We start from the raw sequence: 20,776 nt of genomic DNA on the forward strand, positions 1-20,776 counted from the left end.
CACGGCCCCAGTAGAACCGGACGGGTAAGCCCGTCACAGCAGTCATCAAGCGGCCGGCACCCCGGGGACCTCCCGACGCCGGCAAGCAAGGTGGTACCGCGTCCGCGGCCGGCCGGAGGGTCGGGCCCTCGGGCGTCCTTGCACGGAACCGACGCCCCGGACGCAAAGGACCCCCGTGTACCCCCTCGCCTCCTCCGCCCCTGACGGCCGCACCCCCGCCTCCCCGCGCTTCCCGGAGATCGAGCGCCGCATCCTGGCGTACTGGGACGAGGACGGCACCTTCCAGGCCTCGATCGACCAGCGTCCCGCCTTCAACGAGGACGGCTCGCAGAACGAGTTCGTCTTCTACGACGGCCCGCCCTTCGCCAACGGCCTGCCGCACTACGGCCACCTGCTCACCGGGTACGTCAAGGACCTCGTGGCCCGCTACCAGACGCAGCAGGGCCGCCGCGTGGAGCGCCGCTTCGGCTGGGACACCCACGGCCTGCCCGCCGAGCTCGAGGCGATGAAGCAGCTGGGCATGACGGACAAGTCCGAGATCGAGGCCATGGGCATCGACAAGTTCAACGAGGCCTGCCGCTCCTCGGTCCTGAAGTACACGGACCAGTGGCAGGACTACGTGACCCGCCAGGCCCGCTGGGTCGACTTCGAGAACGACTACAAGACCCTCACCCCGGACTTCATGGAGTCCGTGATCTGGGCCTTCTCCGAGCTGCACCGCAAGGGCCTGACCTACCGCGGCTTCCGCGTCCTGCCCTACTGCTGGAACGACGAGACCCCGCTGTCCAACCACGAGCTGCGCATGGACGACGACGTCTACAAGATGCGCCAGGACCCCTCGGTCACCGTCACGTTCCCGATCACCGGCCTCCCGGCGGACCCCGCCCTCGTGCCCGACGGCGGCGCCGACGCGGCGCTCGCCGCGCACCTGGCCGGCGTCCACGTCCTGGCCTGGACCACCACGCCCTGGACGCTGCCGACCAACGCGGCCCTCGCCGTCGGCCCCCAGATCCAGTACGCCGTGGTGCCGGCCGGCCCCGAGGGCGCGACCGCGGACGGGGACCGCTTCCTCCTGGCCGTGGACCTCGTGGGCGCCCACGCCAAGGAGCTCGGCTACGCCGACGCCGACGCCGCCCGCGCCGCGGTCACCGAGACGATCCCCGGCGCCCGCCTCGGCGGCCTGGCCTACGCGCCGCTGTTCACGGACGTGTTCGACGCCCACCGCGGGGAGACCTTCACCGTCAACGGCCGTGACCTCGGCGTCGAGGGCGCCCACCGCATCCTCGTGGACGACTACGTCTCCACCGAGGACGGCACCGGCGTGGTCCACCAGGCGCCGGCCTACGGTGAGGACGATCAGCGCGTGTGCGAGGCCAACGGCATCCCCGTGCTGCTCTCCGTGGACTCCGGTGCCCGGTTCCTGCCGCTGTTCGCCCGCGAGGACGTCGGGCGCGGCGACCTGCGCGAGATCGCCGGCGTCCAGGTCTTCGAGGCCAACCGCACGATCATCCGCGCCCTGCGCTCGCTGGGCCGGCTCGCGCGGGAGGCCTCCTACGAGCACTCCTACCCGCACTGCTGGCGCTGCCGCACGCCGCTGATCTACCGCGCGGTGACGTCCTGGTACGTCAAGGTCACCCAGATCAAGGAGCGCATGCTCGAGCTGAACGAGGAGATCACCTGGATCCCCGGCAACGTGAAGCACGGGCAGTTCGGCACGTGGGTCGCCAACGCGCGCGACTGGTCCATCTCCCGCAACCGGTACTGGGGCTCGCCCATCCCGGTGTGGGAGTCCGACCACCCCGACTTCCCCCGCCAGGAGGTCTACGGCTCGCTCGCGGAGATCGAGGAGGCCTTCGGCCGCCTGCCGCGCAACGCCCAGGGCGAGGTGGACCTGCACCGCCCGTGGGTGGACGACCTCACCCGCCCCCACCCGGACCCCGAGGCCGCCGCGGCGGGTGCGGTCATGCGCCGGGTCGAGGACGTGCTGGACGTCTGGTTCGACTCCGGCTCCATGCCGTACGCCCAGGTGCACTACCCGTTCGAGCGCGCGGACTGGTTCCCCACGCACAACCCGGCGGACTTCATCGTGGAGTACATCGGCCAGACGCGCGGCTGGTTCTACACCATGCACATCCTGGCGACCGCCCTGTTCGACCGGCCGGCGTTCTCCAACGTGATCTCGCACGGCATCGTGCTCGGCTCGGACGGACAGAAGATGTCCAAGTCGCTGCGCAACTACCCGGACGTCACGGAGGTCCTGGACCGCGACGGCGCGGACGCCATGCGCTGGTTCCTCATGGCCAGCCCCATCCTGCGCGGCGGCAACCTGATCGTCACGGAGGAGGGCATCCGCGAGGGCGTCCGCCAGGTGCTGCTGCCGGCGTGGAACGCCTACCACTTCTTCACCCTGTACGCGAACACCGCGCACGACGGCGGCGCCCGCCCCGAGGGGTACCGCGCGCAGGAGCGGCACACCGCAGAGGACCCCCTGGACCAGTACATCCTGGCCGCCACGGGCCGCATGCTGCGGGAGGTCAAGACCAGCCTGGACGCCTACGAGGTCTCGGACGCCACGGACGCGCTGCGCGGCTTCATGGACACCCTGACCAACTGGTACATCCGCCGGTCCCGTGAGCGGTTCTTCGACGAGGACACCGTCGCCTTCGACGTCCTCTACACCGTCCTGGAGGCCTTCGCCCGGGCCGCCGCACCGCTGATGCCGCTGATCGCCGAGGAGATCTGGCGCGGTCTCACGGGCGGCCGCTCGGTCCACCTGACCGACTACCCGGACGCCGACCTGTTCCCGCACGGGCCCGAGGCGGACTCCCTCGTGGCCCGGATGGACGCGGTGCGCCGCATCAGCTCGGCCGGCTCGGCCCTGCGCAAGGGGGCCGGGCGCCGGGTGCGCCTGCCGCTGCCCCGCCTGTCCGTCGTCGTCCCGGACGCGGCGGGCCTCGAGGGCACCTACGCCCGCATCGTGGCGGACGAGCTGAACCTCAAGGACGTCGAGCTCACCGAGCTCTCGGAGGAGGCGATCGCCCGCTACGGCATCGGCACGGAGCTGAAGCTGAACTTCCGCGAGCTCGGCAAGGCGTTCGGCCGGCAGGTGCCGCTCGTGAAGCAGGCGGTCGACGCCGGCGCGTACGAGGAGACGGCCGAGGGCCTGGCGGTCACGCTCGCCGACGGCGAGACCGTGACCCTGGCCCCCGCGCTCTACGAGCTGCGCACCGTCTCCACCGGTGCCCCCGAGGGGACCGCGGTGGGCGTGCTGCCCGGCACCGCCGGCTTCCTCGTGCTGGACACCGAGGTCTCCGCGGAGCTGGCCGCCGAGGGCACCGCCCGGGACGTGGTCCGCGCCGTCCAGGCGGCCCGCAAGGCCGCCGGCCTGGACGTCTCCGACCGCGTGCGCACGCGGATCGAGGGCCCCACCACCGTCGTGGCGGCGCTCGAGGCCCACCGCGGTCTCGTCGCGGAGGAGACCCTCACGGTGGACCTGGAGCTCGTGGACTCCGGCGCGGCCGACCCGCGCAAGGACCCGGCCGACGACGCCATGAAGACCGTGGCCGTCACCGTCGCGAAGGCGGACGCGTGATGCGCGCGGACGCCCCGGGCACGGTCGAGGAGGTCTACCGGGACCTGCTCGCCCGCGCCCCGGAGAACAAGATGCAGCCGCGGCTCGAGCCGATGCGGCGCGTGCTCGCGCTGCTCGGCGACCCGCAGCACGCGGCCCCGGTGATCCACCTGACCGGCACCAACGGCAAGACGTCCACGGCGCGGATGGTCGAGGCTGTCCTGCGCGCCTACGGGCTGCGGACCGGGCGCTACACCTCGCCGCATCTGCAGCGCGTCACGGAGCGGATCAGCATCGACGGCGCCCCGGTGGCCGACGAGACCTTCGTGCGCGTGTGGGGGGAGATCCTCCCGATCGTGCAGACCGTGGACGCGGAGCTCGAAGCCGCGGGCGAGGTCCCGCTGACGTACTTCGAGGCGGTCACCACGCTGGGCTTCGCGGTGTTCGCGGACGAACCCGTCGAGGTCGTCGTCCTCGAGGTGGGCCTCGGGGGCGTGACGGACGCGACCAACGTCGCGGACGCCGTCGTCTCCGTGGTCACCCCCATCTCCCTGGACCACACGGACCTGCTGGGGGAGACCGAGGCCGAGATCGCCGAGGAGAAGGCCGGCATCATCAAGCCCGGCGGCGCCCTCGTCTCCGCCGCCCAGGAGCGCGACGCCGCCCAGGTGCTGCTCGAGGCGGCCCGAGCGGCCGACGTGCCGTTCCGCTTCGAGGGCGTCGAGTTCGGCGTGCTCGAGCGCTCCCTGGCCGTGGGCGGCCAGCAGGTGTCCGTGCGTGGCCTCGCGGCCGAGTACCGGGACCTGTTCCTGCCGCTGCTCGGGGAGCACCAGGCGCAGAACCTCGCGGTGGCCGTGGCGGCCCTGGAGATGTTCCTGGGCGGCGGCGAGCGACCGCTGGACGAGGAGCTGCTGCGCGAGGGGCTGTCCCAGGTCACCTCGCCCGGCCGGCTCGAGGTGCTGCGCACCGCCCCCACGCTCATCGTGGACGCCGCCCACAACCCGGACGGCGTGCGGGCCACGGCCCGCGCGGTGCAGGAGGCGTTCGGCTTCACCCGCCTCTCGCTGGTCGTCGGGATCCTCCAGGAGAAGGACGCGCCGGGCATGCTCGCGGCGCTCTACCGGGCGTTCGGCGACGACGTGGAGGACCTCGCGGTGACGCAGTCCTCCTCGGCCCGCGCCATCCCGGCCGGGGAGCTGGCCCGCATGGCCGTCGACGCCGGCTGGCCCGAGGATGACGTGTACGCCACCGAGTCCGTGCCGGACGCCCTGGAGTGGGCGGTCGGCCGCGCGGAGGCCCTGGAGACGAGTGCGGATGAACTGGCCTCCGGCACCGGCGGCGGCGTGCTCGTGCTCGGCTCGATCACCCTGGCCGCGGAGGTCCGCACCCTCGTGGGCGAGCCCCGCCACGCCGGCCCCGTCACCGTGGCCGCCCGCGGCCTCGACCCCGCCGACCTGCTCGACGCCGTCGGGCTGGCGGACGCCGACGAGGACGATCTGGATCCGGAGATCCTCGAGCTGCTCGAGGACCGCGACGACGCCGGCGCCCGCCGCCGGCCGGAGGAGGACCGATGACCCCCGACCAGCCGGAGACCGGAGGCGCCACGGAGCAGGGGCGCTTCGGCGACGAGTCCTGGCGCCCCGCGCGTGAGACGCGAGCCCAGCGGCAGTGGCGCCCCGGCACTCGTCGGCGCCGCCGCTCCGTGCGCGCCCTGTTCACCTCCACGATCCTCATGCTCGAGGCGGTGCTCATCTTCTTCCTCGGGCTCATGCTGTTCGGCATGCACCGGGACGAGCCGGGCGCCTGGTGGTTCGTGGCGGGCTACTCCGCGCTGGCCGTCGTCGCGGTGTTGACCTGCGCCCTGGTGCGCAGGCCCGTCGGCATCGCGATCGGCTGGGCGATCCAGGCCGTCCTGCTGGCCTCCGGCTTCTGGGAGTACTCGATGTTCGTGGTGGGGGCCCTCTTCGCGCTGACGTGGGCGTACGCCGTGATCAAGGGCGGGGCCATGGACGTCGAGAACGCCCAGCGCGACCGCCTCGAGGCCGCCTGGGAGGCCGAGCACGGACGCTGAGACCCGGGCCCCACTAGGGTGGGGCGGGAACCGGACCGCGCTCGCGGCCGTCCGACGACGCTAGGAGCACACCCCATGACGCACCAGACCGAAGAGACCCTCGTCCTCATCAAGCCGGACGGGGTGGCCCGCAACCTGGTCGGCGAGATCCTCGCGCGCATCGAGCGCAAGGGCTACGTGATCGCCGATCTGAAGATGCTCACGCCCACCCGTGCCATGCTGGAGCGCCACTACGAGGAGCACCAGGGCAAGCCGTTCTTCGAGCCGCTGGTCGCGTTCATGGCCTCCGGCCCCGTGGTGGCCGCGCGCGTCACGGGCGATTCGGTGATCGAGGGGTTCCGCTCGCTGGCCGGCAAGACCGACCCCACCGTGGCCGCCCCGGGCACCATCCGCGGCGACCTGGGCCGGGACTGGGGCGAGGCCGTCCAGAAGAACCTCGTCCACGGTTCGGACTCGACCCTTTCGGCCGAGCGCGAGCTCGCGATCTGGTTCGGCTGAGCCCGTTCCGGGCCCGCACGACGGCGGCCGGTCACCCTGGTGGGGTGACCGGCCGCCGTCGTCGTGCCCGGTGGGGGAGCGCGGGCTCAGTCGATCCCGACGACCCCGAGGCCCAGTTCCAGCAGGATCGAGGCGAACACCAGGACGTAGAGGAGCACGATCACGGGCCAGGCCAGCTCCCGGGCGAGGCGGACGAGACCGGCCGGGGCCGGCAGCGTGCCGGTCTGCAGGTTCCGGGACGTCACGAGCACGAGCTGGGCGATGACCATGGCCCACACGATCATGCAGTAGAGGCAGAGCGTGCCGATGCTGTAGACGGCCGAGTACCAGAGCCACACGCAGAACGCGAAGCCCGCCAGGATCCCCGCGTTCATCAGCAGCCAGTACCAGCGGGCGAAGCGGGCGCCGGCGAGCAGGGACATCCCCACGGTGATGAGCACGGAGAACGCGACCACGCCGATGTACGTGTTCGGGAAGCCGAAGGTGTGGGCCTGCCACGACTGCATCACCTGGCCGCAGGACACCCACGGGTTGAGGTCGCAGGACGTGCGGTGCGTCGGGTCCGCGGTGAGGAGGGCGCGCTCGACGATGATGATGATGGTGGCCGTCAGCGCCACGAGCGAGGTGATCAGGAGCAGCGCCGCCGTGCCCGCGGGCCGGGCGTACCAGGTGAGCCGGGCCTCCTCGGCGGGGATGTCGTCGGCGGGGGAGAGGCGGATGTCGTCCGTCAGCGGGGTCGCAGGCATGGACACGATTCTAGGCGCGTGCCCGGGGCGGATGTGAGACAATCGGCCCTGGCCGTCCCGTGGCCACACCGCGGGGCAGCCCGCTGCGCGCCCGACGTCGGGCCGCCGCCGAGGCGCCCCCGCGTCGAGCATCGTGCGGGAGGTGGACGCCGGGCTTCGCCCGTGCGCGTCCGTGCGCCGGCCGGCGGACGGCACGTGACGCCCAGGCCCCGATCTCGAGGGCGCAGCGGTTCCGCGCCGGGCCCTGACGGTCGACGCGGTCCACCCGATGACTTCTCGGAGTCCGCCTCCCGGCGCACCCGTGGCGCACGGCGCCCGGGGCAACGCGGCCGGCGGCGGACGCGGACACGCCGGGCGGCGGCGAGTGTGGCGTCGTCGGTCGGCGGGAGGTGCTGCCATGGCGGCCAACAACGAGGACACGACCCGCGCAGACGAACGCGTGGAGGAGACGGCCGAGCAGGCCGTGACGCAGACCGCGGCGGACACCGCCGCCGGGGCGGTTCAGCCGGAGCGGACCCCCGCGTCCGACGACGCCGCGGACGCGCCCGAGGAGCCGAGCGCGCCGACGCTGCAGGTCGACCCGACCGACCCGTTCGCCGTGCCGGCGAACCTGATCGAGGTCCTGCGCACCGAGACCACGTCCCGGCAGCGCTCCGAGGACGAGGACGCCGGAGAGTCCGAGGACCGGGCCGAGGGCGCCGTGGTCTCCCGCCGGCGCCGCCGACGCCGCCGCGGCGAGGTGGACATGGAGCTCGACGGCGGCGAGGCCGGCGATCCCGAGCACACCGTCACCCGCGTGCGCGCGCCGCGCCAGGCCGTGAGCACCGCCTCGGACACCGTCCAGAGCGTCAAGGGCTCCACCCGGCTCGAGGCGAAGCGCCAGCGCCGCCGCGACTCCCGCTCGGGCGGGCGTCGCCGCACCGTGATCACCGAGGCCGAGTTCCTGGCCCGCCGCGAGGCCGTGGACCGCAAGATGCTGGTGCGCCAGCGCGACCAGCGCATCCAGATCGCCGTGCTCGAGGACGGCGTGCTGGCCGAGCACTTCGTCTCGCACACCACGCAGGACTCGATGATCGGCAACGTGTACCTGGGCAAGGTCCAGAACGTGCTGCCGTCCATGGAGGCCGCGTTCGTGGACATCGGCCGCGGACGCAACGCCGTGCTCTACGCGGGCGAGGTCAACTGGGACGCCGCCCAGCTGGACGGCAAGCCGAGGAAGATCGAGAACGCGCTCAAGTCCGGCGACACCGTGCTCGTCCAGGTCACCAAGGACCCGGTGGGCCACAAGGGCGCCCGTCTGACCAGCCAGGTCTCCCTGCCCGGCCGCTACCTCGTGTACGTGCCGGGAGGCTCGATGACCGGCATCTCCCGCAAGCTGCCGGACGTGGAGCGCTCGCGTCTGAAGAAGATCCTCAAGGACCACCTGCCGCAGGACGCCGGCGTGATCGTGCGCACCGCGGCCGAGGGCACCTCCGAGCAGGAGCTGCAGAACGACATCAACCGTCTGCGCGCCCAGTGGGAGGGCATCCAGGAGAAGGCGTCCGGCACCAAGGTGCTCGCCCCCGAGCTGCTCTACGCCGAGCCGGACCTGACCATCAAGACGGTCCGCGACGTCTTCAACGAGGACTTCTCCGCCATGCTCGTGCAGGGCGAGGCCACGTGGGACAACATCGAGGCCTACGTGACCTACGTGGCCCCGCACCTGCTGGACCGGTTGCACCACTGGGTGCCGGAGGACCACGACGGCGAGGACCTGTACGCCACCCACCGCGTGGACGAGCAGCTCCACAAGGCGCTCGAGCGCAAGGTGTACCTGCCCTCCGGCGGCTCGCTCGTGATCGACCGCACCGAGGCCATGACCGTGGTGGACGTGAACACCGGCAAGTTCACGGGCTCCGGCGGCAACCTCGAGGAGACCGTCACCAAGAACAACCTCGAGGCCGCCGAGGAGATCGTCCGGCAGCTGCGCCTGCGGGACATCGGCGGCATCATCGTCATCGACTTCATCGACATGGTGCTCGAGGCCAACCGCGACCTCGTGCTGCGCCGTCTCGTGGAGTGCCTGGGCCGGGACCGCACGAAGCACCAGGTCGCCGAGGTGACCTCGCTCGGCCTGGTCCAGATGACGCGCAAGCGCATGGGCACCGGGCTCGTGGAGGTGTTCTCGGAGACCTGCGAGCACTGCGCCGGCCGCGGCATCATCATCAAGGACACCCCCGTCGAGCGGGGCCGCTCCGGCGGTGAGCAGCGCGGCGAAGCGGAGGGCCGCCGTCGTCGCCGGCGCCGGGGCAACGGCGAGGGCGAGCACGCCCACGCCGCCGCGGCCACGACGACGGGCGCCGAGCACGTCGACTCCGAGGACGAGCGGCAGCGCCGTGAGCGGGCCGAGGCCGCCCGGGTCGCCCTGCACTCGATCGCGAAGGCCTCCGGCAAGGTGGCCGAGGACGAGACCCCCGCGCAGGAGCCCGCCCCCGCCGAGCAGGCGGCGGACGCCGCCGAGGACTCAGTGGCCGAGGCCGTCGAGGCTGCGTCGGCCGGGCCCGCGAAGGCCGGGCAGCCGGCCGGGGCGGACGAGGAGGAGACGCCGCGTCGCCGGCGCCGTCGGGGCCGCCGCCGCGGCCGGGGCCGCACCGAGGAGTCGGGGGACACCGGCGCCGAGGTCGCGGGCTCTGAGGATGCCGCGCGGTCACACGACGACGGCCCCGCCGAGTCCGCCGATCAGCCCCGTCAGACGGAGGAGGAGGCCGAGCCGGCCGCCGCCGAGGCCCCCGAGCACCAGGACCCGGTCGCGCAGGCCGAGGAGGCCGAGTCCCCGGAGGACGCGGACGCGCAGGACGACCGTCCCCGCCGGTCCCGGCGTCGTCGGGGTGGCCGTGGGCGGTCCCGGCGGGACGGCGAGGCGGCCTCGACCGAGACCGACGCCGAGGACCAGGGCGCGGAGCGCGCGACGCCGTCGCGGCACGACGCCGCGGACGCCGAGTCCTCGGCGGCCGCGCCCGCGGAGGACGCATCGGAGCCGGTCGAGGATGCCTCGGCGCCCGTGCCCGCCGAGGATGCCCTGGCGCCCCGGCGCCGCCGGTCCCGCCGGGCCTCGAGCGACGGCGTCGTCCGTCCGGCCGCCGGTGCGGACGCGTCCGCCGAGCGGACGGCCGACCGCACGGACGCGGCTCCGGTGGAGGCCACCGAGCCCTCGCCCGAGGAGTCCACGGACGCCACCGAGGTCCACGAGCAGCCCGCCGCCCCGGCCGCCGTCGAGGAGGCCGTGATGGTGGAGCCTGCGGCGACCGAGCCGACGGCGGAGCCCACGGCGGACGCGGACCAGGCGTCCGCCGCGGACGCCCCGACCGAGGCCCAGGCGGCCCCGGCGCCCGGATCGCCGCGCCGGCGCTCGCGTCGTGCCGTGTCGTCCGACGGCGTCCACGTCCAGGTCCAGGCCGCGCCCAGCGGCGCCCAGGGCGGCCGCTTCACGGCGGCCGTGGCCGAGGCGTCCACCCCCGCCGAGCCGCAGGGTGCCGCCCCGGTGATGCTCGGCGTCGGCGTGAAGGCCGCCGACCTGGCCCGTCGCGGCCGCTGACCGTCGTCGGTGCCGCCGCCCCGGGCCTGCCCCGGGCGGCGGCGACGCGCCGACACGCCTCTGTTTGGTCCGGATGCCCGGCAGCGAGTATGCTGGACCATCGGTGTTCACCGCCCGCACGCTCCCGCATGTCCCGGTGAGGGACCGCCGGACCCGGACGCAGCCGCGGTCGAGGTGCGGGCGAGCAGAACCCGATCTGATCCATTGAAACGTCGAGAGAAGTGAGTCCCAAGTGGTGTACGCGATTGTCCGCGCTGGCGGCCGCCAGGAGAAGGTTTCCGTCGGAGACCTCGTTACCCTTGACCGCGTTCCCGCTGAGACCGGTGGCTCCGTCGAGCTGCCCGCTCTGATGCTGGTGGACGGGGACGAGGTCAAGGCTGGCGCCGATGCCGCCGGTGTGAAGGTGACCGCCGAGGTCGTCTCCCACTCCCGTGGCAAGAAGGTCGTCATCATGAAGTACAAGAACAAGACCGGCTACAAGAAGCGCCAGGGCCACCGCTCTGAGCTGTCCACGGTCAAGATCACCGGGATCGCCTGAGCCGTCACCGGCACCGGCGAAACCGAGCATCCGAGAGGTTAGGCAACAGCAATGGCACATAAGAAGGCCGGCAGTTCCTCGAAGAACGGCCGCGACTCGAACCCGCAGTACCTCGGCGTCAAGCGCTACGGCGGCGAGGACGTCAACGCCGGCGAGATCATCGTCCGCCAGCGTGGCACCAAGTTCCACCCGGGCCGCAACGTCGGCCGCGGCAAGGACGACACCCTCTTCGCGCTGTCCGCGGGCTCCGTGGCCTTCGGCCAGCGCCGCGGCCGCAAGGTCGTGGACATCGTCCCCGCCGCGGAGTGATCTGACACTCGTGCGGTCTGCGTGCGGACCCTCGCCCGGCGAGGACACCCGCACCCCCTGACGCCCCGGCGGGGGCGGGCCCGGCATCCACCGGACCCGCCCCCGCCGTCGGCGTCTCCGGCCCCTGGGCCGTCTGAGTCCGATCCCTCCAGCCCCTAGGAGCACTCCCATGGCAGCCTTCGTGGACCGCGTGGTCCTCCACCTCACCGCCGGCAACGGCGGGCACGGGTGCGTCTCCGTGCATCGCGAGAAGTTCAAGCCCCTGGGTGGCCCCGACGGCGGCGACGGGGGCGACGGCGGCGACATCACCCTCGTGGTGGACTCGCAGACCACCACGCTGCTGGACTACCACCACGCCCCGCACCGGTCCGCTGAGAACGGCCAGCCGGGCATGGGCGACCACCGCGAGGGCAAGAAAGGCCAGTCGCTCGTGCTGCCCGTGCCGGACGGCACGGTGGTCAAGGATGAGCAGGGCAACATCGTGGCCGATCTCGTGGGGGAGGGCGCGACCTACGTCGCCGCCGCCGGCGGTCAGGGCGGCCTCGGCAACGCGGCTCTGGCCTCCGTGAAGCGCAAGGCGCCCGGCTTCGCGCTGCTCGGCCTGCCGGGGGAGAGCCGGGACCTGACGCTCGAGATCAAGACCGTGGCGGACGTCGCGCTCGTGGGCTTCCCCTCGGCCGGCAAGTCCTCCCTCATCGCTGCCCTGTCTGCGGCCCGTCCCAAGATCGCGGACTACCCGTTCACCACGCTCGTGCCCAACCTCGGGGTCGTGCAGGCCGGCGACGTGCGCTTCACCGTGGCCGACGTCCCGGGCCTGATCCCCGGTGCCTCGGAGGGCCGCGGCCTCGGCCTGGAGTTCCTGCGCCACGTCGAGCGCTGCGCCGCGCTCGTGCACGTCCTCGACTGCGGCAGCCTCGAGTCCGACCGCGACCCGATCGCCGACTTCGAGGCCATCGAGGCCGAGCTCGAGGCCTACGCGGTGGAGCCCGTCTTCTCCCAGGGCGGGGAGGGCGTCGTACCGCTGAACGAGCGGCCCCGCCTCATCGCCCTGAACAAGACCGACCTGCCCGACGGCGCCGCGATGGCGGACATGGTCCGCGACGAGCTCGAGGGCCGTGGCCTGCGGGTCTTCGACATCTCCGCGCTGGCCCGCGAGGGCCTGGACGCCCTCAAGTACGCCATGGCCGAGCTCGTGGCGGAGGCCCGTTCCCGGGTGGTCGAGCCCGCGCCGGCCGCGCCCGTCGAGGTGCCGCGCCGGCATCGCCGCCGTGGCGAGCGGGCCGAATTCACGATCCGCCGCGAGGAACGCAACCTCGAGCCGCTGTTCCGCGTGCGCGGCGAGAAGCCCGAGCGGTGGGTCGCCCAGACGGACTTCCAGAACGACGAGGCGATCGGCTACCTTGCGGACCGGCTCCAGCGGGCCGGCGTCGAGGACGGCCTGTTCAAGGCCGGTGCGAGGCCGGGCGACGCCGTCGTGATCGGCGACGACGTCACGGGCGTGGTCTTCGACTGGGAGCCCACGCTGTCCGCGGGAGCCGAGCTGCTCGCCGGGCCCCGTGGCACCGACCTGCGGCTCGACGAGCGCACCCGCGCGACCCGCGCGGAGAAGCGCGCCGAGCAGGATGCCCGCCGGGCCGCCCGTGCGGCGACCCGGGCCGAGATGGAGGCCGAGCGACGCTCCGGCCTGTGGACCGACACCGACGATCGAGAGGGATGATCCATGTCCGTGCGGCGCACCGTCGTCACCCGCTATCCGACCCCCGCCACGCGCGGCTCTGAGGACCCGCGGGCCAACCCCGTGACCTCGCGGGAGACGATGCAGGCCGCACGCCGAGTGGTCGTGAAGATCGGCTCGTCCTCGTTGACCACCCCGGACGGCCTGGACGTGGAGGCCATCGACCGGCTCGTGGACGTCCTCGCCGCCGAGCGGCAGAAGGGCACCCAGGTGGTGCTCGTGTCCTCCGGTGCCGTCGCGGCCGGCTTCCCCCACCTCGGGCTGGGCCGACGCCCCAAGGACACCGCCACCCAGCAGGCCTCGGCGGCGGTCGGCCAGAGCAAGCTCATGGCGCACTACACCACGAGCTTCGGCCGGCACGACACGGAGGTGGCGCAGGTGCTCCTCACCGCCGAGGAGCTCATGCGGCGCACCCAGTACACGAACGCGCACCGCGCCCTGTCGCGGCTGCTCACGCTCGACGTGATGCCGATCGTGAACGAGAACGACGCCGTGGCCACGCGCGAGATCCGCTTCGGCGACAACGACCGCCTCGCGGCCCTCACCGCCAACCTCTGCAAGGCGGACCTGCTGGTCCTGCTCTCGGACGTGGACGCCCTCTACACGGGCCACCCCTCGAACCCGGACGCACGGCGCATCCCGGAGGTCACCTCGGACGACGATCTGGCCGGCGTCGACGTGCGCGTGCCCGGTTCCGCGGGCGTGGGCACGGGCGGCATGGTGACCAAGGTGGACGCGGCCGGCATCGCGGCCACCACCGGCATCCCGACCCTGCTCACCTCGGCCGCGAACGCGGGCGCCGCGTTCGCGGGGGAGGACGTGGGCACGTGGTTCTCCGCCACCGGCCGCCGCCGGTCCGCGCGCGCGGCGTGGCTCGGCCTCACGGCGGAGGTCCGGGGCCGGCTCGTCATCGACGACGGCGCGGTGGCCGGGGCGATCGACCGCGGCCGCTCCCTGCTGGCCGCGGGCATCACCGGCTGCACGGGCGACTTCACGCCGGGCGACGTCGTCGAGATCGTGGACGCGCACGGCCGGGTGCGGGCGCGCGGCCTCGTGCAGTACTCCTCGTCGCAGCTGCCCGCCATGCTCGGGCGGACGACCGCCGACCTCCGCGAGGACCTGGGCGCGGGCTACGACGGCGTCGTCGTGCACGCCGACGACTGGGTGCGCCTGGCTCCGCCGCAGCGCTGACCGGCACGGGCTCCGGCCGCGGCGACGGACCGGGGCCTCGTGCCTCGTCCGGGGCGCTCGATAGGCTGGGGGCATGCAGACCACCGAGAGCACCGCACCCCAGGATCAGTCCGGCCGCCAGGACGCCGAGGCGCCGACGCCCGAGGTCGAGGAGGCCGTCCGCCAACGGGCCGAGTGGGCGCGTCAGGCCGTGCCCGAGCTGGCCACCGCCGGCCGCGTCCGCAAGGACGCCGTCCTGCGCCACATGGCCGAGGCCCTGCGCGCCAACGCGGCCGCGATCATCACGGCCAACCGCGAGGACCGCAGCCGCGGCCGCGAGGCCGGCACCTCGGCGGCCATGCTGGACCGCCTCAAGCTGGACGAGGCGCGCGTCGAGGCGCTGGCCCTCGCCCTGGAGACCCTGGCCGGCCTGCCGGACCCCGTGGGCACCGTGGTCCGCGGCGGCCCGCTGCCCAACGGCGTGCGGATGAGCCAGGTGCGGGTGCCCCTGGGCGTCGTGGGCGCCGTGTACGAGGCCCGTCCGAACGTCACGGTGGACATCGCCGGCATCGCCCTGAAGTCGGGCAACGGCGTGATCCTGCGCGGCGGCTCGGCCGCGGAGTCCACCAATGCGGTCCTGATCCAGGTGCTGCGGGAGGCGCTCGTGGACCAGGGCTTCGACCCCAACATCATCCAGGGCATCGACGACCTCGGACGTCCTGGCGTCGCCGCCCTGATGGCCGCCCGTGGCGCGGTGGACGTCCTCGTCCCGCGCGGCGGCCGTGAGCTGATCCAGCGCGTGGTCCGTGAGGCCCGGGTGCCCGTGATCGAGACGGGTGAGGGCAACGTGCACCTGTACGTGGACGCCTCCGCACCCAAGCAGATGGCGGTGGACATCGTGCTCAACTCGAAGACCCACCGCACCTCCGTGTGCAATGCGGCCGAGACCCTGCTGCTCCACCGGGACGCGGAGGAGGTGGGCCGAGAAGTGCTGCGCGCCCTCACCCGTGCCGGCGTGCTGCTGCACGTGGACGAGGCCGCGCGGGCCTGGCTGCCCACGCTCGCCGACCGCGGCGACCACGCCCGGGACGCCGTGGACGCCACCGAGGAGGACTGGGGCACCGAGTACCTGGACATGGAGATGGCCGTGCGCGTCGTGGACTCCCTCGACCAGGCGATCGAGCACATCGGCCGGTGGTCCACGGGCCACACCGAGGCCATCGTCACGAACGACCTGGCCGCGGCCGAGCGGTTCATCACCGAGGTGGACGCCGCGGCCGTCATCGTGAACGCGTCCACGCGCTTCACCGACGGCGGCGAGCTCGGCCTCGGCGCCGAAGTGGGCATCTCCACCCAGAAGATGCACGCCCGCGGGCCCATGGGCCTGGAGGAGCTCACGACCACCAAGTGGATCCTGCGCGGCGACGGGCAGATCCGCCGCTGAGCCGGGCTACGATGGACACCAGGACCCCTTCGGCCCGGCCCCGGCCCGGCCGTCTGACCCGCTGCACCGAGGAGCATCCATGCTGAACACCTCCCTGATCCTGGCCGCCGCCGAGGAGGGCCACCACGTCGTCAACGAGCTGCCGATGGACCCCATCTGGTACGGCCTGCTCGTCTTCGCGCTGCTGATGGCCGCCCTGGCCGCCACCATGTCCATGCGCTCCCGCGCGCTGCGCCTGCCCGAGCCCACCACCGCGGTCCAGCACCACGGCACCGGCCGCGGCTCGCACACCTCCGGTCACTGACGTCTCACCGGCCCGCCGCGTCGCCGCCTCCGCCGGGGGCGACGCGGCGGGCCGTCCGTTCGTCTCCTGAGCGCATGACCGTCGCCTCCCGCACACCCGTCCCCGCGCCCACCGCCGGGGGCGCGCACCGTCGTCGCCTCGGCATCATGGGCGGCACCTTCGACCCGATCCACCACGGGCACCTCGTGGCCGCCTCCGAGGTGGCCGCCGAGTTCGAGCTGGACGAGGTCGTCTTCGTCCCCACGGGTCAGCCGTGGCAGAAGTCGGACCGGCAGGTCTCCCCGGCCGAGGACCGCTACCTCATGACCGTGGTGGCCACCGCCTCCAACCCCCGGTTCACCGTCTCCCGCGTGGACATCGACCGCCCCGGCGTGACCTACACCGTGGACACGCTGCGGGACCTGCGCCGCCTGCACCCGGACGCCGAGCTGTTCTTCATCACCGGCGCGGACGCGATGGGCCAGATCCTCACGTGGAAGGACGTGCACGAACTCTGGGACCTGGCGCACTTCGTCGGTGTCACCCGTCCCGGCCACGACCTCTCGGACATGGGCCTGGGCGCCGACGTCTCCCTGATGGAGATCCCCGCCATGGCGATCTCCTCCACGGACTGCCGGGAGCGCGTCCGCCGGGGCCGGCCCGTCTGGTATCTCGTCCCGGACGGCGTCGTCCAATACATCGCCAAGCACCACCTCTACGTCTCGGAAGAGGAGACCTCGTGACCGTTCCCCAGACCACCCTGGACGCCCTCACCACCGCCGCGGCCGCCGCCGCGGACAAGCTCGGCACGCACATCGTCGCGTTCGACGTCGCCGAGCGGCTCGGCCTGACCGACGCCTTCCTGATCGCCTCCGGCGCCTCGGAGCGTCAGGTCAACGCGATCGTCGACGGCGTCGAGGAGGCGCTGTTGAAGGACGAGCAGCTCAAGCCGTTGCGTCGCGAGGGCCGGTCCGACGGCCACTGGGTGCTGCTCGACTACGGACACTTCGTGGTGCACGTCCAGCATCGCGAGGACCGCGAGTTCTACGCGCTGGACCGCCTGTGGAAGGACACCCCGGCGATCGACCTCGGCCTGCCGGAGGAGAGCACCCGACCGGACGCGGCCACCCAGGACGACGGCGCCTCCGCCTCGCACGCCTCCTGAGCGGGCCGGGAGATGCGCCTGATCCTGCTGCGTCACGGCGAGACCGACTGGAACGTCCTGGACCGCTACCAGGGGCACACGGACATCGAGCTGAACGCCGAGGGGGAGCGCCAGGCCCGCCGCGCCGCCGGCGGGCCCGTGGGTGACCTGGTCGAGGACGCGGAGGAGCTCGTGGCCGTGTGCTCCCCGCTGGCCCGGGCGCGCCGCACGGCCGAGATCGTCCTCGAGGCCCGGGTGGGCGCGGCGTCCGTGGCCGTCGACCCGGAGCTGATGGAGCTGGCCGGGGGAGAGTGGGAGGGCCTGGAGCTCAGTGCCATCGCGGAACGCTGGCCGGACGAGCACCGCCTTTGGCGGGCCGAGCCGGCGCTCGACGCCGGCCCCGTGGGCGGGGAGACCCTGCGCGGGGGCGGCGAGCGGGCCCTGCGTGCGCTGCGCGGACACGTTCCCCCGCACTGGGCGGACACCCCGCGCGACGGTGGTGCCCAGACCCTGCTCGCCGTGGCCCACGGTGCGCTGATCCGCGCGGCCACGGGGCTGCTCCTGCGTCACGAGGGCGAGGCCTTCGCGGCGATGGAACGGATCGGCAACGCCCGCGCCGCCGTACTGCAGGGCGCGTTCACTGCCAACACCGGGGCCGAGGGCTGGGGCGACTGGACCCTCGAGGGCTACAACATCTGAGGGCGCCCCGGCCAGGACGCCGATTTGGCGCCCGCGCGGGGACCGTGTACGCTGGTCGAGTTGCCAGCGAGGCGAACGGGCCGGAAACGGCGCGTGGACATCGCGGGTGACGCCCACATCTGGGGGTATGGCGCAGTTGGTAGCGCGTCTGCATGGCATGCAGAAGGTCAGGGGTTCGAATCCCCTTACCTCCACCAGTCAGGAGGCCCGGTCCGTACGGACCGGGCCTTCGTCGTCGTCGGACTCCCGTGCGGGGCCGGGAGGCGACCGCCGCCCCGCGACATCACCGCGGTTCTGCACTGCGGTGATGTCGCTCCGCCGCGGTCGGTGCGGGGGACACGCCGGGGTACGCTGCGCGCTCCGCCGCCGTGAGTGCGGGTTCCACCGCACGGCCCTCCCGCGCCGAGGCGACGGCGGCCTCGAGCACCGCCATCACGGCGACGGCCTGGTCGGGGGTGGCGGCGTCGCTGCTCGCGCGGCCCAGGATCGCGTCGCGCACGCCCGCGTAGGACCGCTGCTGGGCTCCGATCGGCGCGGGGACGCGCTCGGTGTTCCCCTCCCCGTCGTGCAGGAGGATCGGGTCCGGATCGACGCCCCAGCCCTCGGCGCCGGGGAGCAGACCAGCGCGCAGCTGAACCTCCTGCCGATCCGGCAGTTCCTTCACCGCGGAGCCACGCGTGCCGTGGACCGCGAAGCGCGGGCTGCCGCCGGCCACGAGCATCGACGCCTGCAGGACCACGCGCCGGCCCGGGTACTGCAGCACGCAGTGCGCCCAGTCCTCGACCGGGGCGCCCGGACGCAGGGCCGCGAGGTCGGCGTCTACGCGTTCGGGGACACCGAAGAGCAGGAGCGCCTGGTCGACCAGGTGCGGTCCGAGGTCGAACCAGATGCCGCCCCCGGGCACCGCGGCTTCCCGCCAGCGGTCCCGGACGGTCGGGCGGAAGCGGTCGATCCGGGACTCGAGGTGGACGACGTCCCCGAGCCGGCCGGAGCGGACCAGCTCGGCGATGCCCAGGAAGTCGCTGTCGAAGCGGCGGTTCTGGAACACCCGCAGCACCCGCCCGGTCTCGACCGCGAGGTCGCGAAGCTCCCGCGCCTCGGCGAGACTCAGCGTGAAGGGCTTGTCCACCACCACGTGCCTACCCGCCCTCAGGGCCGTGCGCGCGAGCGGCGCGTGTTGGTCGTTCGGGGCGGCGATCACCACGAGGTCCACGTCGTGGCGAGCCAGGAGCTTGTCCACGTCAGGCACCACGACGACGTCCGGCAGGTCCGCGTGCACCGCGTCCGGGCGGCTCGAGACGACATGGGTGAGAGCGAGTCCCTCCGTGGCGTGGAGCAGGGGGACGTGGAACGTCTTCCCGGCGAACCCGTAGCCGATCAGGGCGGTGCGGATCGGTGCGTCGGTGGGGGGCATGCAGGACCTCCTGGTCTGGCGGCGGGCATGGGGGCGTCCCCTGCACGCTAGGCCGTGGGGCCGCGGCGGTCCATCGACGCCGCTCGGCCGGTTTGCGCGGTTGCCGCGGGCCGGGTATTCTATTCAGGTGCTCCGGCCGGTCCGCCGGAAACGGGGGCATCACCCACCTGGGGGTATGGCGCAGTTGGTAGCGCGTCTGCATGGCATGCAGAAGGTCAGGGGTTCGAATCCCCTTACCTCCACCAGGCAGAAGGCCCGGTCCATACGGACCGGGCCTTCGTCGTCGTAACGGCCAGCTCGCCGTCGAGACCCGCCGGTCACGACCGGGTTGCGGTCCAGCGTCGATCACGCATCGACGTCGCACAGCCCTTTCACGGCAGGCTCTCGGCGGACAGACTCGAGGCGACCCCGCCCATCGAGCCCGGACCACCGGTGCTGCAGGGGCGGGGGCCGCCGGCCCTGTCCGGCCGACTCAGTGAGGAGCTGCCATGTCCGTCATCCGTACCCGTCGTCCCTCCCTCCGTCACCTGCCCGCCGCCGTCGCCGCCGCCGGCCTCATCACCACCGTCGCCCTCGCCGGCCCCGCCGCGGCCTGGGACGACGCCCATGGCCCCCAGGCCGGCTACTTCCAGGCCGTCGACCACGAGAACGTCACCGCCGCCTTCTTCCAGACCTACGACGGCTACGACCCGGAGGACCTCACGCTCACGCTCACCCCGGTGGCCGAGGACGGCACCCGCCTGGAGGGCGGCCAGGAGGTGGAGTTCACCGCCCTGGACGTCATCGACGGCGGCGCGGTGGACGTCCTGGAGACCCGCCGCGCGCTCGGCGCGGCCGGTGAAGGCCTCGTGCGGTACGACGTGGAGGTGGACGGGCAGATGCTGAACATGGGCATCACGCTCCAGGCGGACGCCGACCTCGCCGACGATCAGGGGGCGGCCGTGCACGCCGTCGACGGCCCGCAGACGGCCGACCTCGGGGACCGGCCCCTGGTCTGGGACTCGGCCATGCAGTTGGCTCCCGGGGTGGCGGGCGCTGAGATCGTCCACCTGGTCGCCGCGCCGACGATGGAGGACGCCTACGCGGCGGTCGTGGCCGAGCCGGCCCACGGTGAGGTCTTCGCGTTCCGTGACTCGGAGCACTCCGAGCTCCGTGCCTGGTACATCCCCGACGAGGGCTTCGTCGGTACGGACACCTTCACCGTCGACTTCCACAGCGACCACGTCGCCCACGTCCAGACCGTCACCGTGCATGTCGGCGAGGAGATCTCCGCCGCGTACGACGGCTTCCTCGATGCCGAGGACGGCGTCCTCAACGGGAAGCCGCTCGACCTGACCGACCCGGACACCGCAGCGGCGCTCGCCGCGTTCCGGGGCGACGAGGCCGCCCCGGCTCCGGAGGATGAGGAGGAACAGCCCGCTCCGGTCGAGGACGACGCCGACGAGCAGCACACGACCCCGGACACCGTCGAGACGGGGCAGTCCACCGGCTGGTGGCTGGCCGGCCTCGGCGCCGCCGCCGCGGGGGTGCTGGTCGCGGCCCGCCGTCGTCTCGGCCTGACCCGCTGACGGCCCGCCGCA

Annotated in this window: 17 protein-coding genes and 2 tRNA genes; 17 read left to right on the forward strand and 2 right to left on the reverse strand. The window is 73.4% G+C overall.

The features are described from left to right. Positions 1-175 precede the first annotated feature (175 nt). The 4 genes from ileS (at position 176) to ndk (ending at position 6,140) form a co-directional block, all read left to right on the forward strand. On the forward strand, positions 176-3,592 hold the full coding sequence (gene ileS, locus ACUW6W_RS01670) for an isoleucine--tRNA ligase (protein WP_454179680.1): 3,417 nt from the start codon (positions 176-178) through the stop codon (positions 3,590-3,592). Then, positions 3,592-5,145, forward strand: a complete 1,554-nt coding sequence (locus ACUW6W_RS01675; protein WP_060973659.1) for a bifunctional folylpolyglutamate synthase/dihydrofolate synthase — start codon at positions 3,592-3,594, stop codon at positions 5,143-5,145. Before ileS ends, ACUW6W_RS01675 begins: the two co-directional genes overlap by 1 nt. Continuing rightward, on the forward strand, positions 5,142-5,642 hold the full coding sequence (locus tag ACUW6W_RS01680; protein ID WP_044659084.1) for a DUF4233 domain-containing protein: 501 nt from the start codon (positions 5,142-5,144) through the stop codon (positions 5,640-5,642). The genes ACUW6W_RS01675 and ACUW6W_RS01680 overlap by 4 nt, the downstream gene beginning before the upstream one ends. Positions 5,643-5,717: 75 nt before the next feature. Continuing rightward, on the forward strand, positions 5,718-6,140 hold the full coding sequence (ndk, locus tag ACUW6W_RS01685) for a nucleoside-diphosphate kinase (protein ID WP_044659083.1): 423 nt from the start codon (positions 5,718-5,720) through the stop codon (positions 6,138-6,140). A gap of 86 nt (positions 6,141-6,226) precedes the next feature. Here the strand turns inward: ndk and ACUW6W_RS01690 are convergent, their stop codons facing one another. Beyond that, the gene (locus ACUW6W_RS01690) at positions 6,227-6,886 is read right to left on the reverse strand and encodes a vitamin K epoxide reductase family protein (protein ID WP_041104903.1); all 660 of its coding nucleotides are present in this window, start codon (positions 6,884-6,886) and stop codon (positions 6,227-6,229) included. A 397-nt stretch (positions 6,887-7,283) separates the two neighbouring features. Between ACUW6W_RS01690 and ACUW6W_RS01695 the strand changes: the two genes are divergently transcribed. From ACUW6W_RS01695 to ACUW6W_RS01745, 11 genes are all read left to right on the forward strand, one after another. Continuing rightward, the gene (locus tag ACUW6W_RS01695) at positions 7,284-10,460 is read left to right on the forward strand and encodes an Rne/Rng family ribonuclease (protein ID WP_230956201.1); all 3,177 of its coding nucleotides are present in this window, start codon (positions 7,284-7,286) and stop codon (positions 10,458-10,460) included. Positions 10,461-10,692: 232 nt separating this feature from the next. Next, positions 10,693-10,998, forward strand: coding sequence for a 50S ribosomal protein L21 (gene rplU, locus ACUW6W_RS01700; protein ID WP_002853919.1), 306 nt, complete (start codon positions 10,693-10,695; stop codon positions 10,996-10,998). A 51-nt stretch (positions 10,999-11,049) separates the two neighbouring features. After that, positions 11,050-11,307 carry a 50S ribosomal protein L27 gene (gene rpmA / locus ACUW6W_RS01705; protein WP_002853915.1) on the forward strand — a complete coding sequence of 86 codons (258 nt, stop codon included), beginning with the start codon at positions 11,050-11,052 and terminating at the stop codon, positions 11,305-11,307. A 169-nt stretch (positions 11,308-11,476) separates the two neighbouring features. Further along, entirely contained in the window at positions 11,477-13,024 is a 1,548-nt protein-coding gene (obgE, locus tag ACUW6W_RS01710) for a GTPase ObgE (protein ID WP_060973657.1), read from the forward strand. Between the two features lie 3 nt (positions 13,025-13,027). Next, complete coding sequence (proB, locus tag ACUW6W_RS01715) at positions 13,028-14,233, forward strand: glutamate 5-kinase (protein WP_036316929.1); 1,206 nt, start codon at positions 13,028-13,030, stop codon at positions 14,231-14,233. A 73-nt stretch (positions 14,234-14,306) separates the two neighbouring features. Continuing rightward, the gene (locus tag ACUW6W_RS01720; protein ID WP_036316932.1) at positions 14,307-15,656 is read left to right on the forward strand and encodes a glutamate-5-semialdehyde dehydrogenase; all 1,350 of its coding nucleotides are present in this window, start codon (positions 14,307-14,309) and stop codon (positions 15,654-15,656) included. A gap of 79 nt (positions 15,657-15,735) precedes the next feature. Then, on the forward strand, positions 15,736-15,960 hold the full coding sequence (locus tag ACUW6W_RS01725) for a hypothetical protein (RefSeq protein ID WP_036316935.1): 225 nt from the start codon (positions 15,736-15,738) through the stop codon (positions 15,958-15,960). A gap of 74 nt (positions 15,961-16,034) precedes the next feature. After that, positions 16,035-16,682: a nicotinate-nucleotide adenylyltransferase gene (nadD, locus tag ACUW6W_RS01730; protein ID WP_454179685.1), complete on the forward strand. Its 648-nt coding sequence runs from the start codon at positions 16,035-16,037 to the stop codon at positions 16,680-16,682. Continuing rightward, positions 16,679-17,104: a ribosome silencing factor gene (rsfS, locus tag ACUW6W_RS01735; RefSeq protein WP_036316941.1), complete on the forward strand. Its 426-nt coding sequence runs from the start codon at positions 16,679-16,681 to the stop codon at positions 17,102-17,104. The genes nadD and rsfS overlap by 4 nt, the downstream gene beginning before the upstream one ends. A 12-nt stretch (positions 17,105-17,116) precedes the next feature. Beyond that, positions 17,117-17,782, forward strand: a complete 666-nt coding sequence (locus tag ACUW6W_RS01740) for a histidine phosphatase family protein (RefSeq protein WP_041104888.1) — start codon at positions 17,117-17,119, stop codon at positions 17,780-17,782. A 121-nt stretch (positions 17,783-17,903) separates the two neighbouring features. Continuing rightward, a tRNA-Ala gene (locus ACUW6W_RS01745) sits at positions 17,904-17,979 on the forward strand. 86 nt (positions 17,980-18,065) lie between these two features. Here the strand turns inward: ACUW6W_RS01745 and ACUW6W_RS01750 are convergent. Continuing rightward, positions 18,066-19,196: an oxidoreductase gene (locus ACUW6W_RS01750; protein ID WP_135101373.1), complete on the reverse strand. Its 1,131-nt coding sequence runs from the start codon at positions 19,194-19,196 to the stop codon at positions 18,066-18,068. Positions 19,197-19,365: 169 nt separating this feature from the next. Between ACUW6W_RS01750 and ACUW6W_RS01755 the strand changes: the two genes are divergently transcribed. Next, positions 19,366-19,441 (forward strand) — tRNA-Ala (locus tag ACUW6W_RS01755). Positions 19,442-19,684: 243 nt separating this feature from the next. Beyond that, positions 19,685-20,764, forward strand: coding sequence for a hypothetical protein (locus tag ACUW6W_RS01760; RefSeq protein WP_036381595.1), 1,080 nt, complete (start codon positions 19,685-19,687; stop codon positions 20,762-20,764). The last annotated feature ends 12 nt before the right edge of the window (positions 20,765-20,776 follow it).

The organism is Micrococcus sp. 093350064-1, from assembly GCF_053627955.1.